The 25,658-nt window shown below is 40.5% G+C and carries 21 protein-coding genes; 6 read left to right on the forward strand and 15 right to left on the reverse strand.

Going from position 1 to position 25,658, the window contains the following annotated elements:
* Positions 1 to 28: 28 nt before the first annotated feature.
* Positions 29 to 1,321, reverse strand: a complete 1,293-nt coding sequence (locus LV85_RS05565) for an acetyl-CoA hydrolase/transferase family protein (RefSeq protein WP_111317209.1) — start codon at positions 1,319 to 1,321, stop codon at positions 29 to 31.
* Between the two features lie 241 nt (positions 1,322 to 1,562).
* On the opposite strand from LV85_RS05565, the gene LV85_RS05570 reads away from it, so the two are divergent.
* The 5 genes from LV85_RS05570 to LV85_RS05590 all read left to right on the forward strand — a co-directional run bounded on the left by LV85_RS05570 (position 1,563) and on the right by LV85_RS05590 (position 9,559).
* A complete protein-coding gene (locus tag LV85_RS05570) occupies positions 1,563 to 4,940 on the forward strand; it encodes a methylmalonyl-CoA mutase family protein (protein WP_111317210.1) in 3,378 nt (1,125 codons plus the stop codon).
* A 75-nt stretch (positions 4,941 to 5,015) separates the two neighbouring features.
* Entirely contained in the window at positions 5,016 to 5,429 is a 414-nt protein-coding gene (locus LV85_RS05575) for an OsmC family protein (protein WP_111317211.1), read from the forward strand.
* A complete protein-coding gene (locus LV85_RS05580; RefSeq protein ID WP_111317212.1) occupies positions 5,429 to 5,668 on the forward strand; it encodes a hypothetical protein in 240 nt (79 codons plus the stop codon). The genes LV85_RS05575 and LV85_RS05580 overlap by 1 nt, the downstream gene beginning before the upstream one ends.
* A 22-nt stretch (positions 5,669 to 5,690) precedes the next feature.
* On the forward strand, positions 5,691 to 6,701 hold the full coding sequence (locus LV85_RS05585; protein WP_111317213.1) for a PDC sensor domain-containing protein: 1,011 nt from the start codon (positions 5,691 to 5,693) through the stop codon (positions 6,699 to 6,701).
* Positions 6,698 to 9,559: a PAS domain-containing hybrid sensor histidine kinase/response regulator gene (locus tag LV85_RS05590; protein ID WP_111317214.1), complete on the forward strand. Its 2,862-nt coding sequence runs from the start codon at positions 6,698 to 6,700 to the stop codon at positions 9,557 to 9,559. The genes LV85_RS05585 and LV85_RS05590 overlap by 4 nt, the downstream gene beginning before the upstream one ends.
* 32 nt (positions 9,560 to 9,591) lie before the next feature.
* On the opposite strand, the gene LV85_RS05595 is transcribed toward LV85_RS05590, so the two are convergent.
* The 7 genes from LV85_RS05595 to LV85_RS05625 all read right to left on the reverse strand — a co-directional run bounded on the left by LV85_RS05595 (position 9,592) and on the right by LV85_RS05625 (position 16,783).
* On the reverse strand, positions 9,592 to 10,887 hold the full coding sequence (locus LV85_RS05595; protein ID WP_111317215.1) for a dihydrolipoamide acetyltransferase family protein: 1,296 nt from the start codon (positions 10,885 to 10,887) through the stop codon (positions 9,592 to 9,594).
* Positions 10,888 to 10,982: 95 nt separating this feature from the next.
* Positions 10,983 to 12,233 carry a competence/damage-inducible protein A gene (locus tag LV85_RS05600; RefSeq protein ID WP_111317216.1) on the reverse strand — a complete coding sequence of 417 codons (1,251 nt, stop codon included), beginning with the start codon at positions 12,231 to 12,233 and terminating at the stop codon, positions 10,983 to 10,985.
* A 4-nt stretch (positions 12,234 to 12,237) separates the two neighbouring features.
* Positions 12,238 to 13,023 carry an SDR family oxidoreductase gene (locus LV85_RS05605; protein ID WP_111317217.1) on the reverse strand — a complete coding sequence of 262 codons (786 nt, stop codon included), beginning with the start codon at positions 13,021 to 13,023 and terminating at the stop codon, positions 12,238 to 12,240.
* Positions 13,016 to 13,525, reverse strand: coding sequence for a dihydrofolate reductase (locus LV85_RS05610; protein WP_111317218.1), 510 nt, complete (start codon positions 13,523 to 13,525; stop codon positions 13,016 to 13,018). Before LV85_RS05610 ends, LV85_RS05605 begins: the two co-directional genes overlap by 8 nt.
* A gap of 66 nt (positions 13,526 to 13,591) precedes the next feature.
* Positions 13,592 to 14,524, reverse strand: coding sequence for a DUF4412 domain-containing protein (locus LV85_RS05615; protein ID WP_158531146.1), 933 nt, complete (start codon positions 14,522 to 14,524; stop codon positions 13,592 to 13,594).
* Positions 14,525 to 14,620: 96 nt separating this feature from the next.
* A complete protein-coding gene (gene fmt / locus LV85_RS05620) occupies positions 14,621 to 15,547 on the reverse strand; it encodes a methionyl-tRNA formyltransferase (RefSeq protein WP_111317220.1) in 927 nt (308 codons plus the stop codon).
* 48 nt (positions 15,548 to 15,595) lie between these two features.
* Entirely contained in the window at positions 15,596 to 16,783 is a 1,188-nt protein-coding gene (locus LV85_RS05625) for an exo-beta-N-acetylmuramidase NamZ family protein (protein WP_111317221.1), read from the reverse strand.
* A 39-nt stretch (positions 16,784 to 16,822) separates the two neighbouring features.
* On the opposite strand from LV85_RS05625, the gene LV85_RS05630 reads away from it, so the two are divergent.
* Positions 16,823 to 18,040: an ABC transporter permease gene (locus LV85_RS05630; protein WP_111317222.1), complete on the forward strand. Its 1,218-nt coding sequence runs from the start codon at positions 16,823 to 16,825 to the stop codon at positions 18,038 to 18,040.
* On the opposite strand, the gene LV85_RS05635 is transcribed toward LV85_RS05630, so the two are convergent.
* The 7 genes from LV85_RS05635 to LV85_RS05665 all read right to left on the reverse strand — a co-directional run bounded on the left by LV85_RS05635 (position 18,015) and on the right by LV85_RS05665 (position 25,612).
* Positions 18,015 to 18,770 carry a polyprenol monophosphomannose synthase gene (locus tag LV85_RS05635; protein ID WP_111317223.1) on the reverse strand — a complete coding sequence of 252 codons (756 nt, stop codon included), beginning with the start codon at positions 18,768 to 18,770 and terminating at the stop codon, positions 18,015 to 18,017. The two genes, LV85_RS05630 and LV85_RS05635, sit on opposite strands and share 26 nt — an antisense overlap.
* A gap of 155 nt (positions 18,771 to 18,925) precedes the next feature.
* Positions 18,926 to 19,726, reverse strand: a complete 801-nt coding sequence (locus tag LV85_RS05640) for a tetratricopeptide repeat protein (RefSeq protein ID WP_111317224.1) — start codon at positions 19,724 to 19,726, stop codon at positions 18,926 to 18,928.
* Between the two features lie 120 nt (positions 19,727 to 19,846).
* The gene (hisB, locus tag LV85_RS05645) at positions 19,847 to 20,944 is read right to left on the reverse strand and encodes a bifunctional histidinol-phosphatase/imidazoleglycerol-phosphate dehydratase HisB (RefSeq protein WP_111317225.1); all 1,098 of its coding nucleotides are present in this window, start codon (positions 20,942 to 20,944) and stop codon (positions 19,847 to 19,849) included.
* A gap of 3 nt (positions 20,945 to 20,947) precedes the next feature.
* Positions 20,948 to 22,015 (reverse strand): histidinol-phosphate transaminase, encoded by a 1,068-nt coding sequence (hisC, locus tag LV85_RS05650; RefSeq protein ID WP_111317226.1) that lies wholly within the window; start codon positions 22,013 to 22,015, stop codon positions 20,948 to 20,950.
* Complete coding sequence (hisD, locus tag LV85_RS05655; RefSeq protein WP_111317227.1) at positions 22,012 to 23,307, reverse strand: histidinol dehydrogenase; 1,296 nt, start codon at positions 23,305 to 23,307, stop codon at positions 22,012 to 22,014. The genes hisC and hisD overlap by 4 nt, the downstream gene beginning before the upstream one ends.
* 40 nt (positions 23,308 to 23,347) lie before the next feature.
* Complete coding sequence (gene hisG, locus LV85_RS05660) at positions 23,348 to 24,208, reverse strand: ATP phosphoribosyltransferase (RefSeq protein ID WP_111317228.1); 861 nt, start codon at positions 24,206 to 24,208, stop codon at positions 23,348 to 23,350.
* 303 nt (positions 24,209 to 24,511) lie between these two features.
* A complete protein-coding gene (locus tag LV85_RS05665) occupies positions 24,512 to 25,612 on the reverse strand; it encodes a DUF922 domain-containing protein (protein WP_111317229.1) in 1,101 nt (366 codons plus the stop codon).
* Positions 25,613 to 25,658: the final 46 nt, after the last annotated feature.

Below are 25,658 nucleotides of genomic sequence, written 5' to 3' on the forward strand. Positions count from 1 at the left end.
ATAAATCAAAACGATATTCTAATAATGCTTACCTAAATGGATAAATATAGCTACCAAAGCGTTCCACTATTGACTTCTCTAGATCTTCTCTATGATCAGGATGAGCGATTTTCATCAGTTCATAAGCACGCTGACGCAGGTTTTTCCCATAGAGATTAACCATACCATATTCCGTGACCACATATTGCATATGTGCCCGCGTGGTGACTACTCCAGCACCTTCTTTGAGGAAAGGGACTATTTTGGAGCTTCCTTTGCGTGTGGCAGAGGTCAGCGCCATAATTGGTTTTCCACCTTCAGAAAGTGACGCTCCACGCATGAAGTCCATTTGTCCACCTACTCCTGAATATTGATAGCTACCAATGGAATCTGCGCAAACTTGACCAGTTAGATCCATTTCTACACAACTGTTGATGGATATTACTTTGGGGTTTTTACGGATAACAGCCGTATCATTTACATAGGCAGCCTCATGAAATGAGAATTCCGGATTGTCATCTATTGCGTCATATAATTCCCTAGAACCTGTGACGAAAGCAGAAACAATTTTCCCAGGGTGCTTTTTCTTGTATTTGTTGGTAATGGCGCCAGATCGTAGCAGCCCAAGAATACCATTAGAAAACATCTCGGTATGAATACCCAAATCTTTGTGCTGCTTCAGTGAATCGAGCACTGCATCTGGTATGGCTCCAATACCCATTTGTAAGGTAGATCGATCTTCTATCAGAGAGGCGCAATGATTTCCTATCTGCCGTTCTATTTCAGTTATTTTTTCACCATAATCCACTTCCGGCAGTGGCTCATCCACATGAATAGCTGAATGAAACTTAGATATATGAATTTGGCCATCTCCATGTGTTCTTGGCATTTGCTTATTGATCTGCGCTATGATAGTCCGGGCAGTTTCCACAGCAGGTTTTGCCACATCCACCGAAGTGCCAAGGGAGCAGAAACCATGTGCATCTGGCTCAGATACTTGAATGATGGCTACGTCTATTTTTAGAATGTTTTTTCTGAATAGGTGACCTATTTCACTGAGGAAAATAGGAACATAACCTCCATGTTCTGAATTGACTGACTTTCTCACATTTTGAGAAACAAAAAGAGAGTTCATATAAAAGCTGTCCTTGCAGTCTTCTGATACCAATGGCATGTCACCCAAGGTGGTAATGGCGACAATCTCTACATCCCTGAGCTCATCTTTTCTGGCTGCTAACGCATACAATAATTTGGTAGGTGTGGCTGCGCTTCCATGAATGAAAACTCTCTGATGGCTTTGGATAGAAGAAACGGCTACTTCTGGACTAACATAAGTGATCATGGTGCTAAAAATAATGTTTAAAATATTTTTTAATCTTGAGTTCCAATGTCGTAAAAAATTACAGAATAAAGGGCTTGAAAAGCTAAATTGTCCCTCTGAATGAGCCAAATTATATTTTGTTTTTCCACCAAAACCGAAAGTAGAGCACCTTTATAATTACTATATTTGTGAGACGAGCAGATAGCAGTCAAAAACTACTTCTGTTCCATACCACATCAGTCTACCAAGCTAATTTAAGTCCATGACTACAATTCCTGAGAGCTACAAACCCAAAAACCACATTAGAATAGTTACCGCCGCTTCGCTTTTCGATGGGCATGATGCCGCGATTAATATCATGCGACGCATCATTCAGGCCACCGGATGTGAAGTGATACACTTAGGTCATAATCGCTCCGTGCAGGAGATTGTCGATTGTGCAATCCAAGAAGATGTGCAGGCTATTGCCATCACTTCTTATCAGGGAGGTCATGTGGAATTTTTCAAGTATATGTATGATTTGCTGCGCGAAAAAGGCGCTGCTCATGTGAAGATTTTTGGAGGAGGAGGAGGAACCATCCTTCCTGAAGAAATAAAGGAATTGCAGGATTATGGCATCAATAGAATTTACGCTCCAGATGATGGACGTTCATTAGGCTTGCAGGGAATGATTAATGACTTGGTGAGTCAATGTGATTTTGCAATCGGAGAAACCTTGCCTAAAGGATTTGCTCTTAATGTAGAAAATAAGGAGCATGTATCCAGAGCTATTTCTGCCTTCGAAAACTTCCCGGAAAATTCTACCGAATTGCTTGCTAAAGTCAGAAAACAAAGTGAAACATGCAAGACTCCTGTGATTGGAATTACAGGTACAGGCGGAGCTGGGAAATCCTCTTTAGTAGATGAGTTGGTTCGTCGATTCATCATGGACTTTGAAGATAAAACTCTGGCAATCATATCAGTTGATCCATCTAAGCGAAAAACTGGTGGAGCATTGCTTGGCGATAGAATTCGTATGAATGCGATTCATCATCCACGTGTGTATATGCGCTCATTGGCTACGCGACAATCTAATCTTGCGCTTTCCAAATATGTGCAGGATGCAGTAGATACTGTCAAAGCTGCCGGTTATGATATGGTGATATTGGAGACTTCTGGGATTGGTCAGTCGGATACGGAAATCATTGAGCATTCAGATCTTTCACTCTATGTGATGACTCCAGAATATGGAGCCGCTTCGCAGTTGGAAAAGATAGATATGTTGGATTTTGCCGACCTGATTGCCTTGAATAAGTTCGATAAGAGAGGAGCTTTGGACGCGATCCGTGATGTAAAAAAGCAGTTTAAGCGAAATCATCATTTGTGGGAAACTAAGGACGAGGATATTCCGGTTTTTGGTACCATAGCTTCGCAATTCAACGATCCTGGAATGAATCAGCTTTATCGCAGCTTGATTTCTAAGATTGCTGAGAAATACCCAGAGATGAAAAGCAACTTTGAGTTGACTGCAGGGAGCTCAGAGAAAATCTATATTATTCCTCCGGCACGGACTCGGTACTTATCCGAAATTTCTGAAATCAACAGAAATTACGATGTCTGGGTAGATGAGCAGAAGGAAATCGCACAACAACTTTATAGCATTTCCAAGTCAATAGAAGCGATTGCTAAAACAAACTTGGAGGATAAGGATCGCCTGATCAAAGAACTCCAAGAAGTATATGCCCAGGTGGAGATAGAGTTTGACCCGAAAAACAAAAAGTGGCTAGAGGAATGGGCTGATGAGTCAGCTAAGTATGGAGAAGATTTTTATGTGTTTAAAGTAAGAGATAAGGAGATTAAGATTAAGACTTTCTCTACCTCCCTTTCAGATACTAGAATACCTAAAATTTCCTTACCTAAGTATGAGGCATGGGGAGATTTATTGAAATGGGGTTTACGGGAAAATGTCCCAGGAAAGTTTCCATACACAGCAGGTGTTTTTCCATTCAAAAGAGAAGGAGAGGATCCTACACGAATGTTTGCCGGTGAAGGCGGGCCAGAGCGTACGAATAAACGTTTTCACTATGTCTCCAAGGATATGGCTGCAAAGCGACTTTCTACTGCTTTTGATTCAGTTACCTTGTATGGTGAAGATCCGGACTATCGCCCAGATATCTATGGCAAGATCGGTAACTCAGGTGTGAATGTTTGCTGTTTGGATGATGCTAAGAAGCTCTATTCAGGCTTTAATCTAGTAGATCCAATGACCTCTGTGTCAATGACTATCAATGGTCCTGCGGCTACGATGACTGCATTTTTTATGAATGCCGCGATTGATCAGCAGTGCGAGGTTTATATCAAAGAGCAAGGACTGGAAAAAGAAATTGATCAGAAAATTGCTCAACTATATAAGGACAAGAATCTCCCTAGACCAACTTACAATGCTAAAGTTCCAGAAGGGAATAATGGTCTAGGTTTGATGCTTTTGGGAGTGACTGGAGATCAGGTGTTACCATTGGAAGTTTATCAGAAGATCAAAGCTGATACCATCGCTAGAGTGCGTGGAACGGTGCAAGCTGATATTTTGAAAGAAGATCAGGCACAGAATACCTGTATTTTCTCCACGGAATTCTCCTTGAGACTGATGGGTGATGTACAGCAATACTTCATTGAGCAAAGCATCCGTAATTTCTACTCTGTGTCTATCTCTGGATATCATATTGCAGAAGCTGGCGCCAATCCTATCACTCAGTTAGCTTTGACGCTTTCCAACGGATTTACCTACGTTGAATATTATGTGAGTCGTGGAATGGACATCAATCAATTTGCTCCAAACCTCTCTTTCTTTTTCTCCAATGGGATCGATCCGGAATATGCAGTAATCGGAAGAGTGGCTCGTAGGATTTGGGCAAAAGCAATGAAGTTAAAGTATGGTGCAAACGAGCGTTCTCAAATGCTGAAATACCATATTCAGACTTCAGGACGCTCGCTTCATGCACAGGAAATTGACTTCAACGATATCCGAACTACCCTGCAAGCCTTGTATGCGATTTACGATAATTGCAACTCACTTCACACGAATGCTTACGATGAAGCGATCACAACTCCTACTGAAGCATCAGTTCGAAGAGCGATGGCTATTCAGTTGATTATCAATAAGGAATTGGGGCTTGCTAAAAATGAGAATCCTATTCAGGGAGCCTTTATTATAGAGGAGTTGACTGACTTAATTGAGGAAGCTGTTTATGTGGAATTTGATAGAATCACTGAGCGTGGTGGTGTGCTGGGAGCTATGGAAACCATGTATCAGCGTGGCAAAATCCAAGAGGAAAGTATGCACTATGAAATGCTGAAGCATACCGGAGTATATCCTATCATCGGAGTGAATACCTTCCTGTCTTCAGATGGATCTCCTACGGTCACTCCGGGAGAAGTGATTCGGGCTGAAACTGAAGAAAAGGAAGCTCAGATCAAAACCTTGCAAACACTTCATGCTGCCAATCCAACTTTGGTAACTGAACATCTTCAGGCACTGAGAAAAGTCTCTGTTAATAACGAGAACATTTTCGCGGAACTAATGGAAGCAGTAAAGTATTGTTCACTTGGGGAGATTACTCACGCACTTTACGAAGTAGGGGGGCAATATCGCCGGAATATGTAATCTGATTCTAAGATTGAAAAATTAAAAGATTTAAAAATTATTTATAACATTCACGTTAGGTAATTATAAAAAGAGATGGCTAAAAGAAATGTGACGGTTCGCATGAAAGCGGATCACGAATACGAGGCAGTAAATCCTCAGGGAAATGTAGTACAGATCGATATGCACGATTTTCAGGACAAAAAGGCGCAATCCCCAATGGATTTGTTGCTTTCTGCTCTGGGTTCATGTGCGGCTGTCGATGCGGTTTTGATGATGAAAAAAAAGCGTAAAACAGTTATCGATTTTATAGTAGAAGTAGAGGGAGATAGAAACGAAGGAGTTCCTGCTTATTTTACTGCTATCAATTTGAAATTTATTCTAGTTTCTCCAGATGCTAAGGATGAAGAATTTGCTAAGGTAGTTGCGCTATCCGTAGAGAAATACTGTTCAGTTGCGTCTTCCTTGAAGGCTGAAATCGCTTTCTCTACAGAAGTAAGACCTGCCTAATGAGAGTTGTACATGAGTTTAGTCAGAAGGAAATTAGAATCTCTGTATTCTCCTGGAATAACAAATATATCATCAAGTTTGAGTTGGGTCCCATGGAGCAGACCTTCAAAATCCCTGAGATGGATGTGTTAGATGAGGAAGACTTGAAGTCTTTTTGGACGGGTGAGTTTTTTGAAAAAGTCCAATTGAGGTTTAAAGAAATGGGAGAATCATTTCGTGCTGAGGTGGATAATTTATAATTTCCCTTTAAGCTCAAATCTCATGAAATCATCTTTCCTCTGGATATTCCCCTCACTTATTGTTTTGCTTTCCTGTGAATCTTCGCCCAAAGTTGGAGCAGATCATACCAAAGGCTTTGATAAATCTATCATTGTAGAGATGGAATCGGAGCTCTCGGTACTGGAGGACGAGATTGTTTTTTTGAAAGATCACTTCGAATTTCTATTAGACAATAGAGATAGTTTAATGAGTCATGTGCAAATCGATAAATATAGCTTCAATGGAGGCTATTCCACGAATACACCTAAAGACTCTGATAAGTTAAGTTCAGTAGTGATTTTGAACACAACATCCGATTTTGACAGAGCTATGGAAAATGTGCTCATCACTAATGGAATGGATTCACTTTTTTATCAGACAGCGAAAAAATACAAAATCCTGTCTCAGGTTTATTTCAATACTATCGATCAGATGTCTCGGGTATTTCCAGCATATGATGCTAAGACTCTGCTGGAACCGGATATAGATCTGGCAAGCTTTAATTTCTTTTATGAGGCTGATACTAAGCATAATCCAGATCAAGGCCCAGTGTGGATTTCTGAAGTTTATATTGATCCTGCAGGAAGGGGCTGGATTCTGTCCTTGGTTCATCCAGTGCTTGATAATGGGGAGCTGTATGCGGTCTTGGGAATTGACATCACTGTGGATGAGATTATCAGCAGATACCTAGAATCTAGGGAAGGAGACTATTTGATTGTAAATGGCAAAGGAGATATAGTAGGAGGAAATGCTTCTGCAATTGAGGCATTGAGTTTTCCACCTTTGCTCAATCATGTATATGAAGAAACTATTCGCTCAGATAATTTTCGTATTTCAGACTTTAATCTATTCAATTCTAAAAATAGGGAAGTCCGAGAAATGGCCCAATCTATTATCCTGAAGAAGGAAAACCATTTTTTCTTTCAAGATGAATTTAGTCCCCAAGCAGCATACGCAATACCATTTACACTTTTTGATTGGTATTTGATAGAAGTACAGCCCAATTCTCTATGAAGAAAAGGATAGGATATCGAAGAGATTTTTGGCTTATGATCGCCATCGGAAGTACTTTAGTGATTCTGGTGATATTACTCGGAGTTAGTTTTTTCAAAGCGATATCTGATTCTGAAACCAAATCCAAAAGAGAGTTTCTAAGGCGCCAGACTGAGCTGGCGGCTACAGAAATTGAAATCGATATAGATCGTTTTGAAATTACTGCCAAGACGCTTATTGACTATTTGGAAGATGAAGACCTAGACGCAGAGGATTTTAGAGGTGATTTCACCAAGGCTGCAAGAAGAGTTTTTAATAACTATCCAAGTCTTATTGATACCCTTTGGGTAGATCTTCAGGATTCTGTGGTGTATTTAACTCGGACAGAAAGGAATGATTTTATCCGAAATATAAGTCAGGGTGCAGTCCCGAAAAAGGGGGATAGAGATTTCATCTTTACTACTAAAGGGGCTGATAAAGGCTTTGAACTCACGTTTTCATTGAATCCTGTCAAGTTCGCCAAAGATTTTGTGACCCATTATTATTTAAATAAAGGAGGGAGCAAACTTCTGATGCTTGGAGGAAAGACTCAAAATTTGGATCCCGGTCAGGATTCAGATATGCTTGTGATAGACGAGACCTCTTTGGAAAAAATTCGATATGATGTAGAGATCGGTGTGATAGGGATTTATCAAATTGACTGGAAAAAAGGAGCTAATTCAGGGGCAGGTATTCTGGTTCAATATCCTTTTAACCTAGGAGATTTTTACGATGATGCTGCACTTTTATTTATGGTTGAATCTGATTCAATCTTGAGTGGGATCTACAGTACATATCTCTTTTTGTTTTCAGGATTTGTATTTCTACTGATGGGTACGGTGGTTTTCTTTACGCTTTCGCTGCAGCATAACCGAGAATCCCAGAAGCTACTGGAAGAAAGTGCAGAAGAGATTTCCGAGCTATTTGATCAGCAAAACCTACTGCTAAAGGAACTTCGCGGCTTTGTGTATTTTCATAATTTCAAAGGGCAAATTACTAGAGTGAGTGATGAGGTAGAGGTAATACTTGGTCATCCCAAATCAGAATTTTTGGAAGCCTTCCAAAAGGAAGATGGACACCATGACGCACTAAATGTTAAAAGTTTGGTCAAGAGGGCTCTTAATCAAAATAAGTCTTCAGTCGATATAGAATATGATTTTATTAAACCTGATGGAACTAAACTACGCTTGAGGATTTTTGAAAAGTTGGTTTTTGATGAGCAAGGAAGGTTTAATGGGGGACTAGGCATTTGCACAGATATCACGGATCAGTTTCTGAGTAAACATGAATTGATCGAAAGTGGTAAACGTCTTCAAAATCTGATCGATAACATTCCCGATGTCATATTCACCTTTGATAATGACGGAAAAGTTTTGGATTCACATATTAAGGATCAGAAATTCTTGCAATCCATAGATCGATCCCTGATTGGTGATTCACTTTTTGATCTGGTCCCTCCCAAACAACGAGAACAAACTCAGTTTGCCTTTAATTTGGCAAGGAAAACAGAACAAATTCAGACTGTAGACTTGAAAATTGAAGTAGCACAGGAAAGTCAATATTTTGAGGTTCGATTTTTCCCATTAGATAGCAATAGAATGATGTCCGTATCTAAAGATATCACTAGTCAGCGTATTTGGGAAAAAGGCTTGGTCGAAGCAATGAATGCAGCGGATCAAGCAAGTAAGGCTAAGTCGGAATTCCTAGCCAATATGAGTCATGAAATCCGAACGCCGATGAATGGTCTTCTAGGAATTATTGACCTACTGGATCAAACAAACCTAGACGCTGAGCAGCTTCAATATCTGGAAATCATCAAAAACTCAGGTAATTCATTGCTGAGCATCATCAAGGATATTCTAGATTATTCGAAAATAGAAGCCGGGAAAATTGAAATTAACTCCATTGTTTTTTCTCCTGCCGAGGAGTTGGAAAAGCAAGTGCAGATTTTTTATGGTTTGGCTCAAAAGAAGGGAGTTATTTTGACCACCGTGCTGGAGCCAGCAACCAAGGAGTTGATGGAAGGAGATGTAGAAAAAATCAACCAGGTGATTCTAAATTTGGTCGGCAATGCTGTGAAGTTTACTCCCAAAGGAGGAACTGTAGTGGTGAAGCTCGAAATCGAAAATATTTCTGGAGAAATCCATTATCTGCGCTGTAGTGTCAAAGATAGCGGGATAGGTATTCCTAAGGAGGTTATCCCAAGGTTGACAGATCCATTTTATCAAGTAGAGAGTTCAAGTTCAAGGAGTTATCAAGGAACTGGCCTAGGTTTAGCTATTGCCAAAAAGATTGTGGAATTGATGGGAGGAGAATTGAATATTGCCAGTGAGCCTGGTGTGGGTTCAACTTTTGCTTTTTCGGTCATCTTGAAAAAAGCCAAATTTGTGGCTGAATATCCTTCCAGTGAAATGCCTCAGAGAACTAATTGGAACGGTATGGCTAACGAATATCCTGCTCGCATTCTCCTAGCGGAAGATAATGAACTCAATCTCCAATTGATGACCTTGATGCTTGGTCAGCTAGGTTACGATTTTTCCGTGGCAAAAAATGGCTTGGAAGCCTTGGATTTAGTCAAATCCAAAGATTTTGACATGATTCTGATGGATGTACAAATGCCTCTGTTGAATGGGCTGGAAGCCTCTAAAAAGATCAGAGAGCTAGGTGATAGAGGAAATGTTTTTATAATTGGTTTATCTGCCAATGTCTTCGATGAGGATCAGAAAAAAGCTACGGAAGCTGGAATGGATGATTATCTGACCAAGCCTATCAGGCTGCTGAAACTGGCAGAAAAAATAAAGGAATATTCTCTGAAAAGAGATTTGAGGAATGTGAAATGAAAAAAGCCGGTGATTTGAACCGGCTTTTGAATTTATAGGGGAGTGTTGATATCAAATGCTTCCAGATAATCCGAAACACGTTTGACAAACTTCCCGCCCAAGGAACCATCAACTACTCGATGATCATAGGAATGGGAGAGGAACATTTTATGTCTGATTGCGATGACATCACCTGTAGGTGTTTCTACCACAGCAGGCTTCTTCACAATAGCACCTACAGCTAAAATAGCTACTTGGGGCTGTGGAATGATAGGAGTTCCCATTACATTCCCAAAAGACCCCACATTTGAGACCGTATAGGTGCCACCAGTTAGGTGATCTGCTGTCAACTTATTATTTCTAGCAAGATTAGCCAGCTCATTTACTTTTTTGGAAACCCCAACAAGATTCAACTGATCAGCATTTCTAATGACAGGAACGATCAGATTGCCATTAGGTAGAGCTACAGCCATACCCACATTGATATCCTTCTTTCTGATAATTCTATCTCCATCTACGGAGATATTGATCATAGGGAAGTCACGAATAGCTTTTGCTACGGCTTCAATAAAGAACGGTGTGTAGGTAATCGACTCACCAAATTTGGCCTTATAATCAAGTTTATGACGCTCACGCCACAATACGATGTTTGTCATGTCCGCTTCTACAAAAGAGGTGACATGGGCAGAAATACGTTTTGAATCCAACATACGCTGCGCGATCATCTTGCGCATACGATCCATTTCGATGATCTCGTCTTCGCCAGAACTACTCACTTGTACTTTTGGAGCTGAAATAGGAGGGATGGAATTGGTGGATTTGCTAGCAGCAGTTTTAGATGCTAAGTAAGCTAGCATGTCTTGCTTGGTCACTCTGGCATCTTTTCCCGTGCCAGGAATTTTGGCGAGCTCAGCCTTCGAGATTCCTTCCTCTTTGGCAATACTTTGAACTAAAGGAGAATAAAATCTATCATCTCCAGATTGGGCAGAGTCTGATTTGCTCGAAGTTCCTAAAATTGAAGCTGTATTTTCTGGTGCTGCAGCTACCAACTCTTCTTTTGGTGTTTCTTTGTTAGGCTCAGAATTGAGAGTAGTAGTTTTGTCTTCCCCAGCTGTTTCAATAATTGCTATCGGAGAACCCACAGCTATTACATCACCTTCTTTAGCAAGAATTTGCTTAAGAACCCCAGCATGTGTGGATGGAACTTCTGTATCTACCTTATCTGTGGCTACTTCTAGGACTGATTCATCTTGCTCGATGATATCACCCTCTTTTTTGAGCCAGGTCAGTACTGTGCCTTCTATGATACTCTCGCCCATTTTGGGCATCAGCATTTCTACAATCGCCATGGTTATGATTTAATAATTTATTGGGTTTATATTCAAGATTTAAAATTAAATTTTCTCAAACACTATCCCTAACCTTTCAATAGAAATTTTATTTGTTATTTCTCTGAAATACAAATTCTAAGTAAATTCAAAACAGCCGTTGCTGTCAGTTGAATATTGAGCATTCTATCCTGTGTGAGCTGGAGTTTCTTAGTTTCTACAAATCCATTTCCTGCACAGGCGATCCAAATTGTACCCACTGGCTTTTCATCAGTTCCGCCATTTGGGCCAGCGATTCCGCTGCTTGCCAAACCAAAGTCTGCCTTGAATAATTCTCGAACTCCTCTGGACATTTCCTTCACTGTTTCCTCACTTACTGCCCCAAAAGAGTCCAAGGTTTGATGTTTCACCTGAAGAATTCCCTCTTTAAATTGGTTGTGGTAAGGAATTACCGCTCCCTGAAAATACGAACTACTGCCCGAAACACTAGTAATTAGGTGAGAAATATATCCTCCAGAGCAGCTTTCAGCTAAGGCTACAGTTTTCTTATTGCTTGTCAATAGCTTACCGATAGCAGATTCTAAGGACTCTGAATCATAGCCATACACGTACTTTTCTATGCTTGGTAAAACCAGCTCAATTTGCTTTTGAATATCTTTTTCGATTTCAACTTTATCCTGCCCGAAACCAGTAAGTCGTAGTTTGACATGACCCAAGGAAGGTAAATATGCCAATCGAATAGTTGAAGGAAGTGCATTCTCCCAATCTCTAATCAGGTCTGCCAGCCAGCTTTCTCCAATTCCTACAGTTTTGATCAGTCGGTGTACGATGACGGGTAGAGGGAATAGGGTAGGAAGCTTGGGTAATACAAAACCTGTCATCAGTTTTTTCATCTCATGCGGCACTCCAGGCATAGACATCCAATAGGTTCCATAGCGCTCAAACCACATTCCTGGAGCAGTACCAACTTCATTGGGTACATAGGTGCAGCAAGTAGGAAGGTGACCTTGAAGTATATTTAATGGAGTGATTTCTCTACCTCTTTGCTTGAAAAACTCAGTAACAGCTTCTACAGCAGCAGGATTTTCCACAATGGGACAGTCAAAATATTCTGCCATTAGCGGCTTGGTCAGATCGTCTTGAGTAGGGCCTAGACCTCCAGTGATCAAAATGATGTCAGCTCTAGCTTCTGCAGAAGCAAAGGCCGCAAGAATATCCTTTCGGTCATCTCCGACAGTCGTTTTTCTAACCACTTTTACTCCCATTAGATCAAGTTCCTGACTAATCCAATGACTATTTGTATCGACTATTTGCCCATAGAGCAATTCATCCCCTATGGCTATTATCTCGGCTCTGACTACTTTCATATAGTTAGCGTACTTCTGATTTACGTAGGACCTTTGTGAAAATTGTTGGGACAAATCGTTTTAAATAGATTCCCATAGTTTCTTTTCCACCGATATAGACTTCCTCTTTCTTGCGTTTGAGGGCATTGAAAATCTCCTTAGCGCAGTCTTCTGCACTCATTCCATTTTCTTGTGCTTTGTCCATCTCATTGAGCGGAGTTCCGTCAGCGGTTAGCGCATTCTTGGAAACGTCGGTTTTGATAAAACCTGGACAAATCATCGATACGGCTATATTATCATCAAAATGTTCTAATCTCAGAGATTCAAAAAAGCCATGAAGTGCGTGTTTTGCAGCTGCGTAGCTTGATCGATATGGTGAACCGAATTTTCCTACCAAAGAGGAGATTACTCCGAACTGTCCGGATTTTCTAGCAATAAAGTGGGGTAAAAGTGCCTTGGTGAGTGCTAAAGTACCAAAGAAGTTCACTTCCATAAGCTTTCGGTCAACTTCAATAGGAGTCTCTCGAATCAAAGAACGCTGGCTGATTCCTCCATTGTGCAGGATCGAGTCAATATGTCCAAAAGCAGCAATCGCTTCCTTGGTTTTTTCTTGGAAAGAAGTCTGATCTATAAGGTCGAGAGGGAGTACTTTACAATTCTCAGGATGAGCAGAGGAGGATTTGACTTTTTCTAAGGCATCTTGATTTCTAGCAGAAAGTATGACTTGCCAGCCCTCCTTCACATATTTATAGGCAGTGGCTTCACCTATTCCAGAGGATGCCCCCGTGATCCAAATTACTTTTTTAGACATGTTGCTTGTGGATTCTTTCGTAGTTGACGTAGCTGAAGGCATATTGATGGCGATCATCTGCCGGGTGGAATTCAGAAAAAGTCACCTTCCAATTGTCCTTATCGAATTCGGGAAAATAGGTATCACCTTCGGGGCTAGCTTCTACTTCTGTGAGTACCAACTCATCAGCCAAAGGCAATGTTTGACAATAAATTTCACCGCCTCCAATCACATAGAGTTGACTTACTTCCTTATCCTGGCAAAAGCTAAATGCATCTTTGACGTTTTCGAAGACGAAATGTCCTTCAGGAACCTGATAGTCCTTATTTCGTGTGATTACAAGATGTGTTCGATGGGGAAGTGGCTTGCCCAATGACTCAAATGTCTTCCTACCCATCAAGATATAATGATCGGAAGTGATACTTTTGAAACGTTTGAAATCATCAGGTAATCTCCAGACCAAATCATTTTGTTTGCCGATTACATGGTTTGTAGCCAGTGCAGCAATCAGAGAAATCTTCATAGACAAAAGTTCTTTGCCATGAAGATACTAGGCTTTGATATGGGAAAAAAGCATAAAAAGTAAGAATTACTTTTTGCCCATAGCAGCGGCAAACATACTAGGGTATTCTGCCATGATAAAGGATTTTGGTTCTGATTCCTTAACCTCAATCACTTTCAATTCGAATTTGTCACCTTCCGTAGCGGTATAGTACAGTTCCATGAAGTTACCTTGTGGCATATTCTTTAAATGCTGCGCATAGTTTGCTTGAGTATTGTTTTTTGCAAAAGGATTATTTGTACCCCAAAAAGCACTATAACCACCAATTGGCTCGTCTGTCATCCAATACAAACCTTCTCCATCATCACTTTTGATTTGATATTCCTTGCACGCATATCCTAGGATGTCCTTAGTGTTTCCTGTTTCCTTGACAGTGAAATCAGCGTCCACGATTTTGTCTTGAAGCATATCTTCTGTTTCTGGATTTATCCCAGTACTGTCCAATTTCATGGCCATACTACTTTTTTGATTGTCATGATTTAATAGGATGATAGATGCTCCATTTTTCATGTCAAAAATCATGGTAGTTTCTGTATTAGGCTTATCATCAGCAACGATATCCATTGCTGTAAAATCTTCAAATTCACTTAAGTAGCTTTTTATCAGTGTTTTGTCTTGCTGCTTTCCTTTTTTATCAGTAGGGGTCATTTCCATCAGCAGGTAGCCAGAGAAATCATAACGTTCCATGGTATTCACGTCCTCCTGCATTCCTTTCATCACTTTTTCCATGTCCATAGACACAGGCGCTGACTCACCATCTTCACCAAAGATTTCAGAGAACTGTTTTTCAAGTTGAGCCTCCATCATCTTATTGGCTTCCTTTTCTACTTTTTCTTCTATCGCTTTCTCCATTCCCCTGTTTGCAGCATTCTGGAGTTTTTTGATGAATTGAGCTTCTGCTGTGAAAGAAAGGGAAGTGAAAAAAAGTATTAAAATTAAACTACGATTGAGATATTTCATGCTTTGGGTTTTGAAGTGGTTGATTATAATATAGTCAAGTTTCTTAAAATCAAGCAGAAAGTACAATTTTTTTCTCATTAAGTTAGTTTGAAATCTTTATGAAAATGTATATCCTCTGAGCAAATCGTCCACTTTCATGCGTTTTTTTCCTTCCAGTTGAAGTTCCAATATTTCTAAGGTTCCTTCGCCTGTTTGGACTTTCAGATAGGTTTTATTGTCTGTTTGAGGCTCACCGATTGCTTTCCCAGATTTTTGATTTGGATAAAATTTTGTTTTATAAATCTTACAGATCTTATTATCAAATCGTGTCCATGCGGCTGGATAAGGAGAAAGTCCTCGTATCAAATTGTGAATGGATTCTGCAGATTTAGTCCAATCTATTTCTCCCGTTTCTTTAAAGATCTTTGGTGCATGATGAATTGCTTTGGATTCATCTTGAGGCGAAGCTTGAACCTTGTCGGCAGCGATGTCTTCCACCGTTTTCAGAACTAATTTGGAACCTACATTCATCAATTTTTCATAGACTGTTCCCAAATCATCTTCATCTAGAATCGCCACTTTTTCCTGGTAGATAATGCTACCCGTGTCGATTTCATGCTTTAGGAAGAAAGTCGTTACGCCAGTCTCCTTATCTCCATTGATGATCGCCCAGTTGATAGGAGCGGCCCCACGGTAATTAGGTAGGAGTGAAGCGTGAAGATTGAAAGTGCCCAGAGGAGGCATATTCCAAACAGATTCGGGAAGCATTCGGAAGGCTACTACAATCTGCAAATCAGCTTTCAAAGCACAAAGCTCTTCCTGAAATTCCGGAGATTTGAGGTTAGTTGGCTGAAGGATATTCAAATCCAATTTGAGTGCAGCTTCCTTCACTGGAGAAGGAATTAACTTTTGCCCTCGTCCTTTTGGCTTATCTGGCGCAGTGATCACTCCCACGATGTTCCATCCATTTTCTACCAAAAGTTCTAGGCCAGCCACCGCAAACTCCGGCGTGCCCATGTATATAATTCTAAGGTTCTTGTTCATTGTCAAATTGATTTGAGATTTGATATTTAGAATTTGAAATTTTCAAACTCAATTATACATCAGATATCTAGCGCGAAGGGATTCATATTTTTCCAAATCATCTAGCCAAGAAGCAGTGATTTCGGCTTCAGTTTTACCTTCCATTATCATTTTCTTCAACTGATCCGTTCCCGCAAGTGTGTTGAAGTAGTTGTTGAAGAATGCTTGACCTTTTCCTGACTTGTGATAAGCATCCAGAAGATATTTCAGGGTAAACTCATGTGTCATTGATTCTCCTCTCAAATCCACTCCATAGCATTTTTTATCCTGATGAGGAGGGTTCTTCGACATACCGTCGATGCTCACTGGAGTGAAGGTAAAGTCACCGTATTTTGGGTCTGGATAACCATACACTTGAAATGGGAAATGCGTGCCTCGACCTAGAGAAACGATGGTTCCTTCGAAGAAGCAAGTGCTTGGATAAAGCTTGATGGATAAGTCATTCGGGAGATTTGGAGATGGTTTTACGGGCAAATTGTAAACTTTCTGATGATCCCAGTTCCCCACAGGAATCACTTCCAAATCAGCTTTCAATCCACCTTTTAGCCATTTTTCTCCATTGATCATTTGCGCCAGCTCTCCTACAGTAAGACCATGAACGACAGGAATAGGATGCATACCTACGAAGCTCTCGAAGCCCTTTTTCAGTACTGGCCCAGCGATGTAACTCCCATTTGGATTGGGTCTATCGAATATGATTACCTTTTTATTATTCTCAGCCGCAGCCTCCATCAGGTAATGCATGGTGCTGATGTAGGTGTAAAATCTCACTCCTACATCCTGCAAATCGAAAATTAGAATATCTAAGTCCGCAATTTGCTCTGGTTTGGGCTTCTTATTATTTCCATAAAGTGAAATGATAGGAAGGCCTGTTTTGGAGTCAACGGTATTATCTACTTTTTCGCCTGCATCCGCCTGACCACGAAATCCATGCTCTGGCACAAAAACCTTCTTCACTTTCACACCCTTTTCCAAAAGAAAATCAACAACATGTTTATTATTAGATTGAGTCAAAATGCTAGTTTGGTTGGCGACTATACCTACATTTTTGCCTTGAAGCTGATATAGGTAGAGTTCAGGTCGCTCAGCACCTGGAAGGCTGGTGTTTTGAAATGCCTGCATATCGTTCGAATTGAAGAGAATAATAAGGACAATATTCAAAAAGTAAATAAAGGGAGTAAGTTTCGTTTGCTTCATGCTATTTTGCGGTCTAATCGAACAAATTAAAGCAGTCCTTTGAACCTTTCCTATTTCATCGCCAAAAGAATCAGCTTTAAGAAAGCTGGGGGATTTTCGGCCACCATACACAAAATTGCAGTAGGAAGTCTCGCGCTGGGTCTGGCAGTCTCACTCGTTTCCTTTATGGTTTTGGGTGGTTTTCAGAGCACTGTGTCGGAGAAGGTCTACGGTTTTACGGGTCATTATCAGGTGCAGCGATTCACCATGAGTAATGATTTTGAAGAGTCGCCTTTCTCCTTGAATTCTCAATTCAGCCAAACGCATCAAATCCTTCCTTTTATTACCAAAGTTCAGTCCTTTGCGCACAAAGCCGCACTGATCAAAGGGGAGGAAGAAGTACAAGGAGTGCTGATGAAAGGAGTAGGGCAGGATTTTGATACGCTGGGATTCAAAAAATATCTGATCGAAGGACGGATGCTGCGAATTCCGGATGAAGGAACTAGCAATGAAGTGCTGCTAAGTAAGTACATCGCAAACCAGCTATTGCTGAATGTAGGAGATAAAATTACCCTTTACTTTGTGCAAGATCCACCAAGATATCGGCGAGTGGAAGTAGTGGGTATCTTTGAAACCTACCTGGAAAATTTCGATCAAAAGATCATAATCGGCGAATTGCAGACGATCAGAAATCTAAATGATTGGACCAAAGATCAAATCGGTGGCTTGGAGATTTTTGTCGATGACTTTGCTAAAATCGATTCATATACTCCTAAAATGGAGGAGCTTATGGATTACGATCTAAAGTTGATCAGTAGCCAAGATAAATTTTTGGAGATCTTCGATTGGCTCAAGCTTTTGGATAATAATGTCTATGTATTTATAGGTTTGATAGGTTTCGTAGCGATCTTCAACATGGGAGCAATTCTCTTTATTTTGATTATGGAGCGAACCCAAATGATCGGTTTGCTAAAAGCGCTGGGATCAACAAATAAACAGATCAGAACCATCTTTTTTTGGAATGGTATCAATATCCTTCTGAGGGGCTTGGTAATCGGGAATGCACTGGGACTTGGCATCGGATTTCTGCAAGATCAATTCAAATTGATTCCGCTTGATGCAGCGAGTTATTACATGAGTTATGTGCCGATTGATTGGAACTGGCCAGCATTTATAATGATAAATGTGGGAATTACGCTGATGACTGCAGCGGTGTTGCTGATACCAGTGATGGTGATTTCTAGAGTTGATCCTATTCGGTCAATCCGCTTTGATTAAGCTGGTATGGGCTGAAAATACTTTTGATTTTCATGGAGATCACTCCAAAACCTGCTTCTTTAAAAATCCCGCGACTCATTTTAGATGTGCCTTTGGTGCGGTCTGTGAATATTATTGGTATTTCCACTAGTTTGAATCCGAGCTTCCAAGAGGTGAATTTCATTTCAATCTGAAAAGCATAGCCAACAAATCGAACTTCATCCAATTTGATTCCTTCAAGAACAGATCTGTGGTAACATTTGAAACCAGCAGTAGCATCTTTTATAGGCAATCCAGTAATGAATTTCACGTAAATACTCGCACAATAAGACATCAAAACTCTTCCCATTGGCCAGTTTACCACATTTACTCCTGTGATATATCGAGAGCCAATAGCTAAGTCATAACTGCGGTCTGCACATGCATTGTATAGTCGGATCAGGTCATCAGGATTATGTGAAAAGTCAGCATCCATCTCGAAGATGAAGTCATACTCTCGCTCTAAAGCCCACTTGAAACCCGTGATATAGGCTGTTCCCAAACCTAATTTTCCCTGTCGCTCTATTAGATGAAGTCTATCAGCAAAGCTTAGTTGCAATGCCTTTACCAGGTTCCCTGTACCATCAGGACTACCATCGTCTATGACCAAAAGCTCAAACCCACCATCAAGATTCATCACCGCTTGGATGATCTCTTGGATGTTTTCTTTCTCATTGAAAGTAGGGATTATGACGAGTTTTCTATGGTTCATATTTTGAGCAAAAGCCAAAAGTAAGCTTAAAGACCGATTTTAGAAGAACGGACTATGTAAATTTTGGTTAAACTGTATTGTTGCTCGAAATATATAGTTGACTAAGAATGACTTAACTAAGAAAAAGAGTTTACGTTTCTTTCAACTGGTTTTGATTATGAATTGCAAAAGGCAAGTTGGTCTTTCGCGTATTGACTTCCTTTGTTCGCCGCAGTTTGTATCAATTGGCAGCCCTCAGAATTACCCATTGCGGCCATAAGCAGGCCTTTGTGCGCCATAGCTTCTATATGATTTGGGTTTTTCTTCAAGACTGTGTCAAAATCCTCTATCGCCCATTCTACATAGCCTGCATTCATATAAGCAAAGCCACGGTTGTAAACTCCTATCAGATTATCGGGCTCACGGTTGACATAGGCATTGAATAAAGCAGCACATCCCAAAGCATCTCCCTGGTAAGCTACAGCCAAGCCAGTATAGAAATAAACCTTAGGATAATCAGGATTCAAATCGGTAGCTAGTCTGAGGAATTCCTCTGCTTTCATGAATTTGCCAGTCATAATCATTGTGCGGCCAAGCAAATATAAAATATCAAAGTCATTGGAATCGAGTGAGGCAGCTCGAAGAAGCTTAAGCTCAGCTTGATCATATTCTTTTTGCTCGAACAATAACTTTCCAAGTCCTGCATAAGCCTGTGCGTATTGATCGTCAATTGAAATAATACGCTCGTAATCAGCTTTTGATTGCTCGATTTTACCGATTTCTTCATAGCAGCGAGCTCGCAAATGGAGCGCCTTGACATCAGTCACATGAAAAAAGAGATATTGATTCAGATCTGAGATTGCATCCTCATACTTCTTATTATTGAAAAGTTGCTCAATATTTTGGATGTTGCTTGAGCAGGAGCTACTTGCAATTATTAATAAAAGAATAGTCAGGGTACGTAAAAGTCGTTTCATGACTAAATGAACAAAAAAATAAGGATTAGGAAAAATATTTCATGTGAAATTTTCCTAATCCTTATAATATTCCTGATCATTTCGATTTTCGAGATAGAAATGATCCTAATCTACTGATGATTAGAGAACTCCCTTGGTACTCGGAAGTTGATTTATATTTCTAGGATCTCTCATTACAGCCATTTTAATAGCTCTTGCAAGAGCCTTGAAAATGGCTTCAATCTTATGATGTTCGTTGGCACCTTCAGCTTTGATATTCAGATTACATTTGGCAGTATCCGAGAAAGATTTGAAGAAATGGTAAAACATCTCAGTAGGCATATCACCAACTTTTTCTCGTTTGAATTCCGCATCCCAAACGATCCAGGGTCTCCCTCCAAAATCAATCGCAGCCTGCGCCAATACATCATCCATAGGCAATAGGAAACCATAGCGATAAATACCTTTTTTGTCTCCCAAAGCTTTCAAATAAGCCTCGCCAAGTGCTAGGGCAGTGTCTTCAATTGTATGATGTTCATCTATATGCAAGTCACCATTTACCTTGATTTCCAGATCTGTGCTACCATGTTTTCCTAGTTGTTCCAGCATATGGTCAAAGAAATGCAAACCTGTCTTGATATCGCAGTGGCCGTTTCCGTCTAAGTTTAGCTTGATATAGATATCAGTCTCAGAAGTTTTGCGACTTACTTCAGCAGCACGAGGAGGCATTTTCAGAAACTCATAGATCTCATCCCAATCTGTAGTGCTCAAAGCAGCGCTTTCATTTGGCTCTCCGATGAAAATGGCTTTTGCCCCAAGATTCTCAGCAAGCTTCACGTCGGTCAATCGATCTCCGATTACAAAGGAGTTTGCAAGATCATACTCTTCAGAAAAGTAAGCTGTCAAAAGGCCAGTATTAGGCTTTCTGGTAGGAGCATTTTCACTTACAAAGGTCTTGTCTACATGGATTTCCTTGAAGAAAATATTCTCCTGCTCCAGCGTTTTCAGCATCTTAAATTGTGCTGGCCAGAAGCTGCTTTCAGGAAATGAATCTGTTCCCAAACCATCTTGATTTGTCACCATGACCAGTTCATATTCAGTCTCTTCGGCGATCTTTCGAAGGTTAGAAATAGCCTTCGGCAAAAACTCTAACTTCTCTAGGCTATCAACCTGATAATCAGTTGGTGGTTCTTTAATAATCGTACCATCCCGATCTATAAAAAGTACTTTCTTTTGCATGGTTTATAGGTTAAAACTTTCGGTGTATATTTTTTTCAAGGCTTGTAAAAAAGCCTCATTTTCTGGTCTTGTACCAACAGAGATTCTTAGGCATTCCTCACATAGTTGCACTTTCGATCTATTTCTAACGATGATTTTTTCTTCGATCAGATCATCATAGACATGACTTGCATTTGGGATTTTCACCAAAAGAAAGTTTGCATGGGAAGGATAGATCTTTTCCACAAAATCAAGAGCTGTCATTTCCTTCCTCAGGTATTCTCTTTCTTGTAGCATATCCGCAATCATAGCATTGACTTTAGCAACATTTCGTACTGCTGCCAAGACTGTTTGCTGAGTTAGACCAGAGATATTATATGGAGGCTTAATACGATTGAGGACTTTGATCATCTGCTTTGACGCGAATGCCATGCCCAAGCGCAAGGATGCTAGTCCCCAAGCCTTGGAGAAGGTCTGCATCACGAGCAGATTACCATAGTCGTTTATATAATTGGTAAAACTTGGCTCATCGCTAAAATCTATGTAAGCTTCATCTACGACTACTAGGCCTTTGAATTCTTGAAGTAATCGCAGGATATCCTCACGGTTCACCTTATTCCCACTAGGGTTGTTGGGTGAGCAGACAAATATGATCTTGGTATGCTCATCCGTAGCGCCTAGGATTTTGTCTGTCTGAAGCTGGAAATCTGCTGTAAGTGGAATCTTGCGAGTTTCCACATCATTGATACCGGCACTTACCTCATACATTCCATAGGTAGGAGGTAGGAGTATCACATTATCTTTTCCTGGATTGCAAAATGCTCTGAATAGAAGGTCTATCGCCTCGTCAGAACCATTTCCTAAGAAAATCTGAGAGGATTTCACATTCTTTATTTCAGCTATTTCAGCCTTTAGTTCAAGCTGATATGGATCAGGATAGCGATTGTAATCCTCGTCTGTGACTGATCCATAAGGATTTTCGTTTGCATCCAGAAATATGCCTTCCTTGCCTGTATATTCATCACGAGCGGATGTATATGGCAAAAGATTCACTATGTGTGGTCTAAGTAATGGGGTTATGTCAAACTTCATTTGTTCTGTTTATTAAGATGTTTGAGTCTTATAGTAACGGCATTTTTGTGCCCTTCCAGTAGTTCATTTTCCGCCATGATTTCTATGGTCGGCCCTATGTTTTTCAATCCCTCTGGTGTAATTTTTTGATAAGTGATTTTCTTCACAAAACTGTCTAGCGATACTCCGCTATAATTTCTTGCGTAGCCGTAAGTAGGCAAGGTGTGGTTAGTGCCAGAGGCATAATCTCCTGCTGATTCAGGGGTGAAGTTGCCTATGAAGACTGAACCTGCGTTGTACACGGCATTCACGGCTTTGTCTTCTTCCTCTACACTGATAATTAAGTGCTCAGGAGCATAGAAATTGATCAGCTCCATAGCTTCCTCAGCATTGTCCATTAATACAGCTCGGGAATTTGCTAAAGCTTTTTTGGCGATATCCTTTCTAGGTAAATTCTCCAGCTGTTCATCAATTTTTTTGATGACCTTCTTGGCAAATTTCTCAGTTTCGGTGACCAAAATAACCTGGCTGTCTACGCCATGCTCTGCCTGAGAAAGCAGGTCTGCAGCTACGAAAGATGCATTTGCGGAAGCATCAGCGTATACCAATACCTCCGATGGTCCTGCTGGCATGTCAATAGCTACGCCGTATTTAGTGGCTGTTTGCTTGGCTGCGGTTACGAATTGATTTCCAGGGCCAAAGATCTTATCAACTTTGGGCACACTTTCAGTTCCAAAAGTCATGGCCGCAATAGCCTGAGCACCGCCCACTTTTACGATTTTGCTGATGCCAATCAAATTAGCAGTGTAAAGTATTGCTGGGTGGATTTTACCTTCTTTGTTGGGAGGGGAGCAAAGCACTATTTCCTTGCATCCAGCCAATACTGCAGGTATTCCCAACATCAATACGGTACTGAAGAGTGGGGCAGTTCCCCCTGGAATATATAATCCAACCTTTTGGATGGCTACGCTTTTTCTCTTACAAACTACTCCAGGCATCACTTCATCCACCAATTCAGGCGTTTCTTGTGCCTTATGGAATCGTTCAATATTTGCTTTAGCGACCTGGATCGCTTCTTTTAATGCTGGATCAAGTGCCTCTGATGCAGATTGTATTTCTATTTCAGAAGGGAAAAGTGAATCTAACTCAACATGATCGTATTCCATTGCGAATTTGAAAAGGGCTTTGTCGCCATTTCTTTTCACTTTTCGCAGAATTGGTTTCACGATCTTATTGATCTCCTTGGTTTTGAACACTGGACGAGCCAATTGTTTCTTCCAAGAATCCTTAGCGGGGTTGTCAAGGATTTTCATAGGTAGTAGAATCTAATGTGGAGAATACTGCTTATTTCGATTAAAGAATCATCTTCTCAATAGGAACGACTAGGATGCCTTCTGCACCAGCAGCTCTGAGTTCCTCAATGTTTTCCCAGAATTGATCCTCGTTCAAAACGGAGTGCACAGAGGACCAACCTTCTTGCGCCAGTGGAAGTATAGTAGGGCTACGCATACCAGGAATCAATGAGATGATTTTGTCTATAGATTCGTTTGGGGCATTGAGCAATACGTATTTACTGCTTTTTCCTTTTTGGACGGCGTTGATTCTAAAGAGGAGCTTTTCGGCTATTTCCTTCTTCCAGTCTGGAAGATCGTTGTGCGCTATTAAAACAGCTTCGGATTTGAAGATTTCTTCCACTTCCTTCAGACCATTCATCATTAGCGTAGAGCCAGAGCTTACGATATCGCAAATTCCTTCTGCCAAACCTATGCTTGGAGCGATCTCTACTGAACCTGAGATTTCGTGAATATCAGCCTTGATATTTTGGGCTTTAAGGTAATCACCAAGGATCTTTGGGTAGGAGGTCGCAATGTTTTTCCCTTCGAAAAAGGATACGCCAGAATATTCCTGTCCTTTGGCTACGGCTAGCGAAAGTCGGCATTTAGAAAAGCCTAAAGCCTTCATCGTAGTGACATTCTTGTCTTTCTCTACGACTTCATTTTGTCCTACTATTCCAAGATCTGCAACACCATCGGCCACGTAGCCAGGGATATCATCATCGCGAAGGAATAAGAATTCGATTGGGAAATTGGTGGAAGTAGACTTGAGTTTGCCTGTTCCGTTATAAAATTTAATACCACATTCTTTGATGAGGCTAAGTGAATCGTCTGATAGTCTGCCGCTTTTTTGCACGGCAATACGGATTATTTTTTCCATGGTCGCAAGTTACGCTAAGAAGTAAAAGATTGTAATAAATGTTGGCGAAAAGCGGAATCCCTATCATCGGCTTCACCGGGTTTGTAAAAATATTCCTCAGGAGGAATGATGGAAATGGTGCACCAAGTTGCCCTGATGTGCTGTTGCCAAAAAATCAATATTTCTATTGTTGTTTTCCATTATCGTTGGCAAAGATAGACTTCGATTAATAAAATGCAAATTGAGATAAACTTTTTTGCAGTATTTTTTATCTTGTAACTGTACTATCCTGTAATAGCCTTTCACAAAAAGTATCGCTCCAGCTTAATCTTTTTGAATGATTTCATCCAATTCTTCCCAGTCTCCTGCAAGTGCTTGAGTTATGACTTGATTCCATTTGGATTGCATCCCGCTATTAATGCCATGTTTCGTTTGGCTGTCATACAATTCCTGCAAGCGATTCATCTCTCTGTAAGCATCCAGATATATGTCATTGAGCTTCGCTTCAAAAAGATCTGGTTCCAATTCAGTAGCATTCAACCTAGCTATCATACGATCTGCAGCAATTCGAGTCAAATCAAAATGTCTTTGCTCATGATTGTTGGCATAAGCATTTGCATCCTTTACCCAAGATTGGCTAGGGAGCATATATACTTTTACCTTGATGGTCTGTACGATTTCTCCAGCTTCTATACTGGCATTTCCCTCTATCGCCAAACTGCTGAAGATCGTCGCGTTGAATGTACTTAGTGGATTGGGAGAATCCCTGAAGTCATCCCAAGTCAGCGGTTGTGCTGGATCATAGAATACCGTGTCTCGGCTACTTTCTCTTGTAGGGTCGAGGATATTCAATTTGACTTTTTTCACCAGGGATCTGTTGCTTTGATATTGGGTGCTGATCCATGCATCGAAATATTCCCAGCTATTCTCAAATAGCGTCTGAATGGAAGATTCTACATAATGCATCTGTGTGGCAGGTCTGCTATATTCAAGTTTGCCATTGAAATCGACAAGATGAACAGGTTCTTGTTTTCCGAGTAAAAAGAAGCCTAAGCTTAACTGTAACTCGCCTTTATATGCTCTTCTGTCAGCTTGAAAAACCTCTTTTAGGTCTAGGTTATAGATTTTTACTTCCAACTCATGGGAGATATTTTGGCTTGGACTGACCATAGCTTTGTAAAAAGCTAGTGCTTCTTGAGCTAGCTCTTCCTCAAAGCTTAGCTCGTTCTTTTCCCGCTGAGGATCATAGATTTGTCCAATGGATTTGTCGACACGAGAATCCAATACTTGCTTGAAAATGTAATTTCTTTCTTGAGGAGCTTTTTCCGCAGGCTGAAGTTTTACAATTACTTTTTGTGCAAAAGTATTCTGAGTGCCAATAGCCATTGCTAGTAGAAGAACAACTGATGACAGGATTCGAATCATTGGGGATAGGAGTATGAAAAAGGGTGTTTTACAAAGACTTGAGGAT

The sequence above is a fragment of the Algoriphagus chordae genome (assembly GCF_003254055.1).
In the GTDB taxonomy this organism is placed as follows: domain Bacteria; phylum Bacteroidota; class Bacteroidia; order Cytophagales; family Cyclobacteriaceae; genus Algoriphagus; species Algoriphagus chordae.